Source organism: Agathobaculum massiliense (assembly GCF_900291975.1).
Lineage (GTDB): Bacteria > Bacillota > Clostridia > Oscillospirales > Butyricicoccaceae > Agathobaculum > Agathobaculum ammoniilyticum.
This window is the reverse complement of sequence record NZ_OMPN01000001.1, coordinates 248,748-262,827: the sequence shown is the minus strand read 5'-3', so window position 1 is coordinate 262,827 and position 14,080 is coordinate 248,748. Positions and strand designations below refer to the sequence as shown.

11 protein-coding genes and 1 riboswitch are annotated in these 14,080 nt (G+C 55.2%); of the genes, 9 read left to right on the top strand and 2 right to left on the bottom strand.

The features are described 5' to 3' along the window. Positions 1–115: 115 nt before the first annotated feature. The 4 genes from DBQ51_RS01215 (at position 116) to DBQ51_RS01200 (ending at position 6,453) form a co-directional block, all read left to right on the top strand. A complete protein-coding gene (locus DBQ51_RS01215; RefSeq protein WP_107630536.1) occupies positions 116–652 on the top strand; it encodes a YcxB family protein in 537 nt (178 codons plus the stop codon). Positions 653–751: 99 nt separating this feature from the next. Further along, positions 752–2,521 carry a serpin family protein gene (locus DBQ51_RS01210; protein WP_159068022.1) on the top strand — a complete coding sequence of 590 codons (1,770 nt, stop codon included), beginning with the start codon at positions 752–754 and terminating at the stop codon, positions 2,519–2,521. 337 nt (positions 2,522–2,858) lie between these two features. Continuing rightward, complete coding sequence (gene thrS, locus DBQ51_RS01205) at positions 2,859–4,613, top strand: threonine--tRNA ligase (RefSeq protein WP_054325995.1); 1,755 nt, start codon at positions 2,859–2,861, stop codon at positions 4,611–4,613. Between the two features lie 22 nt (positions 4,614–4,635). Continuing rightward, on the top strand, positions 4,636–6,453 hold the full coding sequence (locus DBQ51_RS01200) for an S-layer homology domain-containing protein (protein WP_107630534.1): 1,818 nt from the start codon (positions 4,636–4,638) through the stop codon (positions 6,451–6,453). A gap of 74 nt (positions 6,454–6,527) precedes the next feature. Here DBQ51_RS01200 and DBQ51_RS01195 read toward each other — a convergent pair whose 3' ends face one another. Beyond that, the gene (locus DBQ51_RS01195; protein WP_054325992.1) at positions 6,528–6,830 is read right to left on the bottom strand and encodes a carboxypeptidase-like regulatory domain-containing protein; all 303 of its coding nucleotides are present in this window, start codon (positions 6,828–6,830) and stop codon (positions 6,528–6,530) included. 81 nt (positions 6,831–6,911) lie between these two features. Between DBQ51_RS01195 and proS the strand changes: the two genes are divergently transcribed. From proS to DBQ51_RS01170, 5 genes are all read left to right on the top strand, one after another. Then, positions 6,912–8,351, top strand: a complete 1,440-nt coding sequence (gene proS / locus DBQ51_RS01190) for a proline--tRNA ligase (protein ID WP_107630533.1) — start codon at positions 6,912–6,914, stop codon at positions 8,349–8,351. 27 nt (positions 8,352–8,378) lie between these two features. Continuing rightward, positions 8,379–9,257 (top strand): mechanosensitive ion channel family protein, encoded by an 879-nt coding sequence (locus DBQ51_RS01185; RefSeq protein ID WP_107630532.1) that lies wholly within the window; start codon positions 8,379–8,381, stop codon positions 9,255–9,257. Positions 9,258–9,477: 220 nt separating this feature from the next. Further along, complete coding sequence (gene htpG / locus DBQ51_RS01180) at positions 9,478–11,385, top strand: molecular chaperone HtpG (RefSeq protein ID WP_107630531.1); 1,908 nt, start codon at positions 9,478–9,480, stop codon at positions 11,383–11,385. A 23-nt stretch (positions 11,386–11,408) separates the two neighbouring features. Continuing rightward, positions 11,409–12,326: a diacylglycerol/lipid kinase family protein gene (locus tag DBQ51_RS01175; protein WP_107630530.1), complete on the top strand. Its 918-nt coding sequence runs from the start codon at positions 11,409–11,411 to the stop codon at positions 12,324–12,326. Positions 12,327–12,330: 4 nt separating this feature from the next. Next, a riboswitch (Fluoride riboswitch) is annotated at positions 12,331–12,408 on the top strand. 56 nt (positions 12,409–12,464) lie between these two features. Further along, positions 12,465–13,643, top strand: a complete 1,179-nt coding sequence (locus tag DBQ51_RS01170; protein ID WP_107630529.1) for a cation:proton antiporter — start codon at positions 12,465–12,467, stop codon at positions 13,641–13,643. 55 nt (positions 13,644–13,698) lie between these two features. Here the strand turns inward: DBQ51_RS01170 and DBQ51_RS01165 are convergent, their stop codons facing one another. After that, positions 13,699–13,872, bottom strand: coding sequence for a DUF1540 domain-containing protein (locus DBQ51_RS01165; RefSeq protein ID WP_082396669.1), 174 nt, complete (start codon positions 13,870–13,872; stop codon positions 13,699–13,701). Between the last annotated feature and the right edge of the window lie 208 nt (positions 13,873–14,080).

Below are 14,080 nucleotides of genomic sequence, written 5' to 3'. Positions count from 1 at the left end.
CTGCGTCTGTCAAGCGAGCAGACATACAGACTGCGGAGAAAAGGCCGCCGCTTTTACTTGCATTTGGCGCAGATATTCGGTACAATAAGAGCAGAATGTAAAAGGAGCCCGCTTTATGGAACTTCATTATGATATCACCAAGCAGGACTATATCGACTTCAATTTGAATTACTATACCAATAACGCAGTCGTACAGCGCAGCATCCTGACGACGCGGATCGCTTCCGCAGTGATCGTCGCGCTGGGCGGCACGGCGCTGATGTATTGGCTCAAGGCGCTGAGCGTGGTATCCGTTGTCGGATATTTGGCGCTTGCGGCGGTCTGTTTTTTCGGCACGCCGTGGTATATGAAGCGGAAGGTTGTAAAAAATGTGGAGCGCATCCTGCAAAGGGCCAACAACAAGCAGCTTTGCGGACCCAAAACATTGACCCTGCGGGAAAATGAATTCGAGCTTGCGGGGGAAAACGAGGATACGACCTATCAATATGAAGCGGTCCAGCGCACAGCGTCGGATGCTGCCCATTACTATATTTTCGTAGATGAATTTTCCGCGGTCATCGTGCCTTTTTCTGCTTTTACGGACGAGGGACAGAAACGCGATTTTTATGAGCGGATCACGGCTCATATCACTGACGAGGCGCTCAAATGTTAAACAAGCTCCCTATATAGGGAGCTTTGACATTAAATATGGGAACTACTTGGAAGAGGCGGTCGTCTAACCAGTAAACTGAAAGAATGGGAGGGATTTCAAGTGAAAAAACGGATAATGGCCTGGGTGCTTGCGTTGTGCATGGGGGTGCCAGTATGCGCCGGTGCAGCGCAGGAGCAGGAGGTGTACGGCTACCCGACAGAGGATGCTCTGCGGAAACTGCCAAAAACGGTCACGCGCGGCGACTTTTTGGAAGCGCTTGCGTCGGCGTCCGGCGAGGACGTGTCAGACAGCGCGTGGATCGACATGGAGGAATACTTCACCGACGGCGTGGAAGCATCCGACGAGGTCAAGTGGACGTTTGCAAAATGGATCCTGAACGGAGCGGCGCAGGACGGGGAAAAAGCGGTGCTGCGCTTGGACGACCTGATCACGCGGCAGGAAGCGGCGGCGCTGCTCGGACGGTATTTGGATTATCGATACACCGCGCTCCCCGCGGGCTGCGGCACCGGTTCGCCCGACCCGTATAATATTGCGGAATGGGCGCAGAACGGTGTGAGCAAGTGCTGGATGTACGGTGTGATCGATATGTCGGATGAAAGTAATGTCAGCTATCCGGATGGCACGACATCCAGCGCATTGGATTTCCGGCCGAATGATCTGGTTGCCGGCAGCGAGGCGGCGCAGTGGATTGCAAACGCAAATGCGCTTGATATGAGCGCGGTCGCCGCACCGGAGAAGCCGGGTTTCGCTGACGCCCTTATCCGTGCGGTGGATGCGGAGGGCAACTGGTCGCTGTCGCCTTATTCCATCCGGATGTGCCTGGCCATGCTGGCGAATGGTACGAAGGGGGAAACGCAGCGGGAGCTGCTCGATGACTTGCAGATCGAGGATCTGGAGGCGTTTAACCAGACTGTGAAAGAGCAGCTTGCGACCTATGACGGCTACGCGCGCATTATGTCGCTCGAAACCGCCAATTCCCTTTGGATCAATCAAAGCTGGTTTGACGGGGCGGGCGAGTTCCTGCCGGACTATGCGCGCGAAATGGACGAATATTTCCGCGCCGTGGTGGAGGAGGTCACAAATGCGGACTCGGTCGAACGGGTCAACGCCTGGGCGGACGAGAAAACGCATGGCAAGATCCCGACCATCCTGACCGAGGACAACCGCGAGTTTGTCACCGCGCTGATCAACGCGGTGTACTTCAAGGCCGCTTGGGAAAAAGAGTTTTCCCCCGCACATACGGAAAAGGCGGACTTTACGAATGCGGATGGTACGGCCGGCACGGTAGACATGATGCACCAGACCGATGTCTTCGGCTATTATTCCACCCCGGGTGTGGAAGCGCTCAGGATGGATTACCGCAAATACGCGGTGGACAATTGGGAGGGCGACAACTGGAAATACTTCCGCGACGCGGATTTCAGCATGTACCTGATTAAAGCGGACGATGAGCTGGACGTGCAGAACCTTCTGGACAACGCAGAATTTACCCATAGTGACGTACGGGTCTCCATACCCAGATTCAAGGTGGAGTACGGCGCACCGTTGGACGAAGCGCTGCAGGCGCTCGGTGTGCGGACAGCGTATGAGCCGGAAAAAGCGGATCTGACCGCGATGCTCGACCCCTCCGAACTGCCGGCCAGGCAGCATTTCCTGGACACGGTGGTACACAAAACATACGTCGCAGTGGATGAAAAAGGCACGGAAGCCGCGGCGGTGACCGCCGCGATGGATGGTGCGGGCGCGGCGCTGCCGTCCCGCCCCGAACTGGTGCGCACGTTCACCGCGGATGAGCCGTTCTGGTTTGTTATCCGTGATAACGCAAATGGCGAGATTTTGTTTGCCGGCCGCTATGAAACGGCGAATTAACGGTTGACAAAGCAAGGATTGGGGTATAATATAAATGTATTCATAAGCAAAAGCGATGACGGAAATCCCGTAAGTATCTAACAAGCGTCTGGCAGAGAGCGGACGACGCGGCTGAAAGCGTCCGCAGGCGCGGAGAAAGCGGCACCGATTCCCGAGCCCCGCGGCGGAAAAGCGCAGTATGCCGCGGCGTGTCGTCCTCGTTACGGACTCCAGAGCGGTAAGCCCGAAAACGGGCTTGCAAGCAGGGTGGAACCGTGGGTTTATGCTCACCCCTGATTTTATGTCGGGGGTGGGCTTTTTCGTTCTCCCCCCAAAATACAAAAGGAGGAACACTGTTATGTCCGAAGAAAACAAGTACACGTTTGAAAATCCGGAATACCGCGACACCTACCGTCATACGGTATCCCATATCCTTGCGCAGGCGGTCAAGCGCCTGTATCCCGAGGTCAAGCTCGCCATCGGCCCGTCGATCGAAAACGGCTTCTACTACGATTTCGACGCACCGTTCTCCTTTACGCAGGAGAATTTGGACGCGCTCGAGGCCGAGATGAAGAAGATCTGCAAGGAGAAGCTGCCGCTCGAACGCTTCGAGCTGCCGCGCGCCGAGGCGCGCAAGCTGATGGAGGAAAAGGACGAGCCATATAAGGTGCAGCTCATCGACGACCTACCTGAGGACGCGACCATCTCGTTCTACAAACAGGGTGAGTTCACCGACCTGTGTGCCGGCCCGCATCTGGATACCACCGGCCGCGTCAAGGGAAACGGCATTAAGCTGATGAGCGTCACCGGCGCATACTGGCGCGGCGACAGCAAAAATAAGATGCTTCAGCGTATCTACGGCACAGCTTTCCCCAAGAAGGACGAACTGGATGCCTACCTGAACATGCTGGAGGAGGCCAAGAAGCGCGATCACCGCCGTCTGGGCAAGGAACTTGGCCTGTTCATGCTGACTGAGGAAGGCCCAGGCTTCCCGTTCTTCCTGCCGGGCGGCATGACGCTCAAGAATACCCTGATCGACTACTGGCGCGAGGTACACAAGAAGTACGGCTATGTCGAGGTTTCCACGCCGGTCATCCTCAGCCGCAAGCTTTGGGAGCGTTCGGGCCACTGGGAGCACTACAAGAACAATATGTACACCACGGTCATTGACGACGAGGACTTTGCCATCAAGCCCATGAACTGCCCAGGCGGTATGCTGGTCTACAAGTCCCAGCCGCACTCCTACCGCGAACTACCGTTGCGCGTGGGCGAGCTTGGCCTTGTCCATCGCCACGAGTTGTCCGGTGCGCTGCACGGCCTGTTCCGCGTACGCTGCTTCACGCAGGACGATGCGCATATCTTCATGACGCCAGACCAGATGAAGGATGAGATTAAAAACACAGTCAAGCTGTTCGACGAGGTGTACTCGGTGTTCGGCCTGAGCTATAAGATCGAGCTGTCCACCATGCCGGAGGACCACATCGGCACGGTCGAACAGTGGGAACACAACCAGGATATCCTCAAGGAAGCCATCACCGAGATGGGCAAGGACTATGTGGTCAACGAGGGCGACGGCGCGTTCTACGGCCCCAAGCTGGACTTCCATCTGGCCGACTCGCTCGGCCGCACTTGGCAGTGTGGCACGATTCAGCTGGACTCCCAGCTTCCCGAGCGGTTTGAGCTGGAGTATATCGGCGCGGACGGCGAAAAGCACCGCCCGATTATGATCCACCGCGTGGTGCTTGGCTCGATCGAGCGCTTCATCGGCGTCATCACCGAGCACTTTGCAGGCGCGTTCCCCACCTGGCTCGCTCCGGAGCAGGTGCGCGTCATGCCCATGACCGACCGCAATATCCCCTGCGCGCAGGAGGTCGTGGGGCAGCTCACCGAAGCGGGCTTCCGCGTGAGCATGGATGACCGCAACGAGAAGATCGGCTACAAGATCCGCGAGGCGCAGGTGCATAAGGTGCCGTATATGGTCGTTATCGGTGACAAGGACGAGGAGAAAGGCATCATTTCAGTGCGCGAGCGCAAAACCGGCGAGACCACGCCGATGGAGCTGGTGGAGTTCATCGAAAAGCTGTCCTATGAGGTGAAAGAAAAGCTGCGGTAATCCACTGAAAGGGGATAGGGCTATGAAAAAGCTGGCTGCCACTTGTTTTGCAGTATTGTTGATGACGTTTGCCGCAGGGGCGGCAAACGTCGGCACGATCGACAACGCCTATCCGGGCGACACGGAAGCGCAGGCGCAGATGCTGTACGACCTCGGCCTGTTTCGAGGGACGGAAAAGGGGTTTGAGCTGGAACAGCCCATGACGCGCGCAGAGGCGGCTGTGATGCTGACGCGCTTCCTCGGCGCAGAGCAGACCGCGCTGGAAGGAGCGTGGACGCACCCCTTTACCGATGTACCCGAATGGGCGGCCCCCTATATTGCCTGGCTGTATCAAAGCGGTCTGACGCGCGGCGTATCCGCAACCAGATACGGAGCGGAGGAAAGCGTGACCTATGGGCAGTACTGCACATTTCTTGCGCGCGCCTCAACGGATGAGGAAAACTATGACCTTCTGGGGCTTTACGGCATAGATGAGGAGGGCAACTGCGACAGGGCGGGGTTTGTCCGCGGGGACGCGGTATCGTTGTCCGCACGCCTGCTGGGAGAATACTATCTCAAATGCGAGGACACAAACGGCATTACAGTCGCGCAGAAGCTGATCGACCGCAGCGTATTCTCCTTGGAGCAGTTCAAGAAGGCGGCGTGGGACGTTTTGCCGCGCGCATACATGCAGGATACATTACACGGATTCAATGATATGGATTACCGCCTGTCCTGTGTGATTGCGGGCGTGCCGGTGGTGCGTTGTGCGGATGCTGAAATCGATGTAATTTATTATTACGAATCCTCCTTGAATCAACTGTATGGCGAGAAAGCGTCGGAAGGGCAGAACTATGTATGCTTCCGTCTCGATGAGGAGACGCTGGAAGCGGAAGAGCTGCTGCGCGGTCCGGAGGGCAGCACGGCGAAAATCATGGGATACGCGGGAGAGACAGACTACCTCCTGTTCCGCGAGCCGGAGGGGGATACGGTCTATGCGGTCCGCGGCGCGGAGACTGAAGCGGTGCTTTCTCTGACAAAGGAAGAAGGGAGCGACGCATTGCTGTCCTGCCTGCAGGGGGATGATGGCTGTGTGTTCCAGGCCGGTGAGCATAAATTCTACCGTTTGGACGAAAACGGCGCCAGCGCCTTGCCGCTTGCAGCAGGGGATCGGCTGTCCGTTGTCCTGAGCAGCGGCCTGCTGCTGACGGAAAATATCACGGCCGAACACACGGTGATCTCGGGCTGGAGCTGGGACGGTGAGCCGGCCGGAAGCTACACGGTAGAAAACCTATATCCCCTGCCGAAAGATGCGGCACAGTGGACAGAGGAAGAATTGGCTTACTGGCAGGGCGAGAATGCGCCGAAGCTCTTGTCAGATAACGGCTCCTGCGCCTGGGGTACGGCGGGGCTGTATCGGGCAGAGGATGGCAAGCTGCTGCAGATCACAGACAAGCCGGTATATGACTGTGAGATCGACCCCGCAGACGGCAGCTATGTGCTGTTGGCCTCGCCGGCAGACGAACGCCCAGGGTATTATGGTGCAGGTGTTTTTACGCTGGCGGGTACCGAAGCGATACGCATTGCGGCGGACGGTACGGAAACCGTGCTGCTGGCGAACCAGCCCGCGCATGGACTGACCTTTGACCGGATCACCTGTGCGGAGGCGGGTGTGGTGCGTGTACAGTACACCTATGTGATGGGGATGGCGGATTACCACTCCTACGAATATGCGATTGAGAACGGCCGGCTGCGCGCGCTGGTCAACACGCCGGGCATGGGATTTTCCGGCTATACGGAAGAGGAATGCGCGGTCGAGCAGGCACGGCTGGATGCGCTCGGCGTCGGGGTCAACTCATAGTCTGGCGCATCGGGGGTAAAGGATGAAAAAGTTTTTTGTACGCGATACGCTGCTTGGGGGGACGGCGGTAGGGCTTAGTTCCCCTGTTCCAGAGCGCGGATCGCGTCGGAACGCTTGAAAACTTTCACGTGGTAAAGCTGGCCGGCTTCCAGCGGGCCGAAGGTGAAGCGGCCGAGCTCGTCGGTATACAGTGCGCTCACAGGCGTGGCGGGCGCGTCTGCGCGGTAAAAGGTTACAAGCGCTTCCTCAACCGGTTTCCCGTTCTGATCCACTACTGTCCCGACAACCGCGGGACGCTGATCCAGATATAGGGATACTGTGGTATCGACGACCTCATGAGCCGCAGGCTTGACATAAAAGGACTGAGAAAGGTTCATAGTGATTACCCCTTTGTTTGATACATAAGAATCTATTGTTATTTTATGAAATCTATTTGGAAAAGGTGAGGGAATACAATTATGGCAGAACAGAAGAAGCTGGTCAGCGAGATCACATCCATGGATGTGGATTTTGCGCAGTGGTACACCGATATCGTGAAAAAAGCGGAGATGATCGACTATTCCTCGGTCAAGGGCTGCGTTATTATGCGCCCGTACGCGCAGGCGCTGTGGGAAAACATCCAGCAGGCGCTGGACGGTATGTTCAAAGAAACCGGACATGAAAACGTCGCGATGCCGATTTTTATACCGGAAAGCCTGCTGCAGAAGGAAAAAGACCATGTTGAAGGCTTTGCGCCCGAGGTGGCTTGGGTCACGCATGGCGGCTCGGAAAAGCTGGAAGAGCGTCTTTGCGTCCGTCCGACGTCGGAAACGCTGTTCTGCGAGCATTACGCGAAAATCGTTCGCTCCTGGCGCGACCTGCCAAAGCTGTATAACCAGTGGTGCAGCGTGGTCCGGTGGGAAAAAACCACCCGTCCGTTCCTGCGCAGCCGGGAATTCTGGTGGCAGGAAGGGCATACTGTCCATGCAACGGCGGAAGAAGCGATGGAGGAGACCCTCCGTATGCTGAATATTTACGCCAGGTTTGCGGAGGAATGGCTCGCTATTCCGGTCATCAAGGGGGAGAAAACTGAAAAGGAACGCTTTGCGGGCGCAGAGAAAACCTACACCATCGAGGCCATGATGCATGACTGCAAGGCGCTGCAGTCCGGCACCTCGCACTACTTCGGCGACGGATTTGCGCGCGCGTTCGGAATGCAGTACACGGATAAGAACAATACGCTCCAATATATGTACCAGACCTCATGGGGCATGTCTACGCGCATGATCGGCGCGATTATTATGACACATGGCGACAACGAAGGTCTCGTACTGCCGCCCCGTATTGCGCCGACACAGCTTGTTGTCATTCCGGTGGCAAGCCATAAGCCGGGCGTGACCGAAAAGGCGCAGGAGATTTATGAAATGGTAAAAGCAGCTGGTGTGCGCGCAAAGATCGACCTGTCCGAAAACAGCCCCGGTTGGAAGTTCGCCGAGTACGAGATGAAGGGCGTGCCGCTCCGGCTGGAGGTCGGACCGCGCGATATCGCAAACGGGCAGTGTGTTTTGGTACGCCGTGACAACCGTGAAAAGACCGTTGTGAAATTTGAAGAGCTGACGGAAAAAATTCCGGCGCTGCTGCAGGAAATTCAGGATGCCCTGTTCCAGAAGGCGCTGAAAAACCGTGAGGAGCACACCTATACCGCGAAGACGCTTGACGAGATGAAGTCGATCCTCACCGAGCATACGGGCTTTATCAAATCCATGTGGTGCGGCGACCTAGCCTGCGAGGAAAAGATCAAGGAGGAAACCGGTATGCCGAGCCGCTGCATGCCGTTCGAGCAGGAGCATATCGCGGACGTATGTCCGGTATGCGGGAAACCGGCGCATAAAATGGTCGTTTGGGGTATTGCGTACTAAAGATTCGGTGGAAGGAGGGATGCTTGGGTGAGCTGGCAGGAAAACTTGATAGAGAACGGCTTGCCCGGCATCGCGCTGACCGCACTGTTTATCGCGGCCACAAGTATTGTGACGCTGGTCTGCGTGCGGGTGGTTAACCGGATTATGCTCCGGCTGATCGACCGGCAGAAGCAGGTCAGCAGCGGCAACGCGACGATATTGGCGTTCTGCCGGTATCTTGCGATCGCAGCCTTATATTTTACAGGTTTTGCGGTGATCGTTTCCAACATACCGGCGCTCAGCGCGGGTATGAACAAGCTGATGGCCGCGGGTGGCGTGCTCGCGGTGGTCGGCGGTCTGGCATCGCAGGAGGCGCTGGGCAGCATAGTCAGCGGGATGATGATTCTGGCGTTCAAACCGTTTGTGATTGGAGACGTGGTGCGCTGTGTGGATAACGACATTTCCGGTGTGGTCGAGGAGATCACCCTGCACCACACCGCTATCCGCACCTACGAAAACAAGCGCGTGATCGTGCCGAACAGCGTGATGAACAATTCGATTATCGAAAATGCGGACTATGGCGACAGCCGCGTCTGCGCATTCCTCGAAATCGGTGTGACCTATGAATCCGATATCGCCCGCGCAAAGGAGCTGCTCGCGCAGGAGATCGCCCGCCAGCCGGACTTCCTTGATGTGCGTACGCCCGAACAGGTTGCGGCCGGCGTGTCGCTGGTACAGGTGGTCGTTCTGACGCTGGCGGAATCCGCAGTCACGCTGCGCGCGTCGCTTTGGGCCAAGGACAACGGTACTGCGTTCAGTCTGAAATGCACGGTGCAGGAAAATATCAAGAAAATCTACGAGCAGGAAGGAATCGAAATCGCCTATCCTCATGTGGTCGTCGTGCAGAAAGGAAAAGGCAGTCCGTAAAAATTCACGCAGTACAAGCAGCAAAATAGCAGAAAGGGGGCATATCGCTATGATGTGGCCCTTTTTATTTTGTTGCAATGCGACTTCCATTTCTTTTTGAATAAAAAATGAATTTTGGAGGGAGGGCTTGATTTTTCCTTTCCATGGTATTATCATTACAGTGTTGGCACTCGAAGTGTTAGAGTGCTAACATCATTTCATCAATAGAGGTGCATCGATCATGGCAAAGAAACAATTTAAGGCGGAGTCCAAGCGCCTGTTGGACTTAATGATCAATTCGATTTATACACATAAAGAAATTTTCCTGCGGGAGCTGATTTCCAACGCTTCGGATGCAACGGATAAGCTTTACTATAACGCAATGAAAGATGGCAAGACCGGCATCACGCGCGACAGCTTACCGATCGAGCTGACGCTTGACAAGGAAAACCGCCGCTTTGTGATTGAAGACCACGGTTGCGGCATGACAGCGGAGGAGCTGGAAAGCAACCTGGGTACGATCGCCCGTTCCGGCTCGCTTGCTTTTAAGAAAGAGAACCAGGATCAGGCGGATATTGATATTATCGGCCAGTTCGGCGTTGGCTTCTATGCGGCATTTATGGTCGCAAGCCATGTTGAGGTTGTATCCCGTGCGATCGGCAGCGACCAGGCAAACCGTTGGGAATCCGACGGCACGGCTGGCTATACCGTAACGCCGTGTGAAAAAGAGGAAAACGGCACCCGTATTACGCTTACAATCAAGGAAAATACGGAAAACGAAACCTATGACGAATTCCTGGAACCATACAGGATACAAGCATTGGTAAAGAAGTATTCGGATTATATTCGGTATCCGATCAAGATGGACATGATACGCTCCCGTATGAAGGAAAAGCCGGCGGATGCAGGGGAGGATTACCAGCCGGAATGGGAGGAATACACGGAAAACACAACCCTTAACTCCATGGTCCCGATTTGGAAAAAGTCCAAAAAGGATTTGACGGAGGAGGAATACAATTCGTTTTATACTTCCAAATTTTACGATTACCAGCCCCCGCTCTGCCATATCCATTCCAGCGTGGAGGGAGCGGTGACCTATACGGCGATGCTGTTCATCCCTGCGCACGCGCCGATGGATTACTATACCAAGGACTATGAGAAAGGGCTGCAGCTTTATTCCAATGGCGTCCTGATCATGGATAAGTGCGCCGACCTGCTGCCCGACCATTTCAGCTTTGTGCGCGGTATGGTGGATACAGCGGATCTTTCGCTCAATATTTCCCGTGAGATGCTGCAGCACGACCGTCACCTGAAAGCGATTGCGCAGAGCATTGAGAAGAAAATCAAGAGCGAGCTGCTCAAAATGCAGAAAGACCAGCGCGAGGAATATGAAAAGTTCTGGAAGGCATTTGGACGCCAGATTAAATATGGTGCATATGTGGACTACGGCGCGCATAAGGACTTACTGCAGGATCTTCTGATTTACCATTCCTCCACCGAAGATAAGCTGGTCACGTTGGAGGAATATGTTTCCCGCATGAAAGAGGAACAGAAATATATCTACTATGCCTGCGGGGAAACGATCGATAAGATCAAACTGCTGCCGGCGATGGAGACGCTGCGCGACAAGGGCTATGAGGTTCTGTGCCTGGATGATAACATCGATGAGTTCTGCATAAAAATGCTGGCAAGCTATCAGGAGAAAGAATTCAAGTCGATCGCTGACGCGGATCTCGGACTGGAGAGCGAAGATGAAAAGGCGGAAATCAAAAAGCTGACCGAGGAGAATGAGACGCTTTTGGCTGCGTTGGGAACAGCACTGGAGGGTCAGGTAAAGAAAGTGGAATTAACCGGCCGCCTGAAAAGTCATCCGTGCTGCCTGCGCGCGGAAGGGCCTGTGACCTTGGAGATGGAAAAGGTACTCAACCAGCAGGCGCTCGACGATAGCCAGCGCGTACACGCGGAGCGCATTTTGGAGCTGAACGCGGAGCATCCGGTTTTCAAAAAGCTTTGCGAGCTGCAGCAGCAGAACTCGGATAAAGTTGCGGTCTACGCGGAAATACTCTATACGCAGGCGCTTCTGATCGAGGGCCTGCCGGTTGATGATCCGGTGTCCTATGCCAACGCGGTGTGCGGTTTAATTTCATAAATTAGAGGAGAGGGTATGCCTGGATGAAAAAGCTGCTTTGGATCGTCAACCCGCATGCGGGACGCGGCGCGATCGCTGGCAAGGTCGTCGATTGCGTGAGTACGTTCCAGAAAGCGGGCTATGACGTTACCCTCTATGCCACGCAGGGGACGAAAGATGCAACCCGCGTTGCGCGGGAAAGGGCGGCGGAGTTTGACCGCATTGTCTGTGCGGGCGGGGATGGAACGCTCAACGAAGTGGTCACCGGCCTGATGGAAGCGCAGACCCGCCCGCCGCTTGGTTATATCCCTGCGGGTACGACAAACGATTTTGCACTCAGTCTGGGCATACCCAAATCTCCGGTGGAGGCGGCGGCTGTCGCAGCCAGCGACAATTTGCAAGCGCTCGATATCGGGATGTTCAACGAACGGTATTTCAACTATATCGCGGCGTTCGGCGTGTTTACCGAGGTATCCTACGCAACGCCGCAGCAGACTAAAAACGTCTTTGGCCGCGCAGCGTATATCATAGAAGGTGTCAAATCACTGACCAGCATCAGGGAACACCATATGTGTGTGAACAGCGCGGAAATGACGGTAGAGGACGATTTTATTTTCGGCATGGTGTCCAATACCGTCTCCGTCGGGGGCTTCAAAACAATTTCAACGGATGATGTGGCGCTGGACGATGGCTTGTATGAGGTGCTTTTGGTCTATCCGGTAGAAAACCCCATGGAGCTTCAGTGGCTTGCCAATGACCTGCTGACGGGAAATGTGGACTCCAGCCGCTTTGTGTATTTCCGGACGTCGCAGATCACGTTTGATGCGAAGAACGATGTCCTGTGGACGCTGGACGGGGAGTTTGGCGGCGCGGTAAAGCACGCGGACATTACAAACTTCAGTCGGGCGATCACATTTATCGCCGGCGATACAAAAAATCTTGAAAACGCAGAGGAAGCCTGATATAATAACAAAAGGGAATGAAGTTCTCCCTTGGCGCATACTGCCTGAACCGCTTGAAAAAGCTGATGACTTCTGCACGAAAAAACGTGCGGGGCATCAGCTTTTTTTATGCTCCGCCAAAAATGGAGGTAAAAGTTAATGTTAACAAGTTTGGCGTATGTGTTCCTGTTGGGGATGCTGCTCGGATGGGTGTTTAGCCGGATCGGCCTGCCAAGCCTGCTCGGTATGCTGGTTACAGGCATCCTGCTCGGCCCCTGTGTACTCAACCTATTAGACCCTGCGCTGCTGGGAATCAGCGCCGACCTGCGGCAGCTCGCGCTGATCATCATCCTGACAAGGGCTGGACTGTCGCTGAATATCGCGGATTTGAAACGCGTGGGGCGGCCGGCCGTGCTTATGTGCTTTGTGCCGGCCTGCTTTGAGATATGTGGCATGGTGCTGCTGGCGCCGAAGATGCTGGGGATTACTGCTCTGGAAGCAGCGGTCATGGGAGCGGTAATTGCGGCGGTATCGCCCGCGGTTATTGTACCTAAAATGCTCCGGCTGATGGAGGAAGGCTATGGGACAGCCAAAAGCATACCGCAGATGATTCTCGCGGGTGCATCGGTGGACGATGTCTTTGTCATTGTGCTATTTACCGCTTTCACAGGCATTTCCCAAGGAGATACGGTTGCCGTGATGGATTTCTTACAGGTCCCGCTGTCGATCCTGCTCGGCATAGCGTGCGGCGCAGCGCTGGGGCACCTGCTTGCATTGCTTTTTCGAAAAAAGCATATGCGCGATACGGCAAAGGTGCTGATAATCCTGAGCGCCGCATTCCTGCTGGTGGCATTGGAAAACCGTGTGAAAGGCATTGTTCCGTTTTCCGGCCTGATCGCTGTTATGTGCCTTGGCATCTTGCTGCAGCGTAACAGGCCTGAAGTCGCGGTGCGTCTGTCGGCCAAGTTTTCCAGGCTATGGGTCGCGGCAGAGGTGCTTTTGTTTGTGCTGGTGGGTGCCGCTGTCGATATCCGCTATGCAGCGCAGGCTGGCCCTGCCGTTGTATTACTGCTATGTTGTGTGCTTTTATTCCGGATGGCCGGCGTATTCTGCTGTATGCTGGGAACTGTGCTGAACGCAAAGGAGAGGCTGTTCTGTATGATAGCTTATATGCCGAAGGCAACGGTGCAGGCCGCGATCGGCGCCGTGCCGCTTTCTATGGGCCTGGCGTGCGGACAGATTGTTTTGACCGTCGCGGTGCTGTCGATCCTGATAACCGCCCCGCTCGGCGCATTTGGCGTTGAGCGCACATATAAGGTTTTGCTGCGAAAAAAATAAATGGAAAGGAGCGGGCACCAGTCGGCATCCGCTCCTTTCCATCGGGAAATCGAGATCAGCAGCACTTTCTCTGGAAAGATTTGCAGTCAGTACACTGATCGACCGTCGGGTTGGCCTCATGCGTGCCTACGGTGATGCAGTCCAGCGCGCAATACTCTGCACCGTCACTGTGATTGGCGCACTGATTGACAGTGCAGCGGATTGCCTTGTTGCAGTTTGAACGATCCATAAGAAAGACCTCCTTTTTTGATTTCCCCATTAGTCTCTCCGATCACGGGCGAAATATACATTGACAAAATCGAGCAAACTGGGGTATACTTTTTTCAAGGACTTCCTTTCCCGAAAGCATGCGCTGCCGGGCGAGCGTCTGCATAAAATCAGTGTCTGCTGTCAAAGATTCGATCTGCGATGAAAGAGCGAAAAACCATAAAACGGGC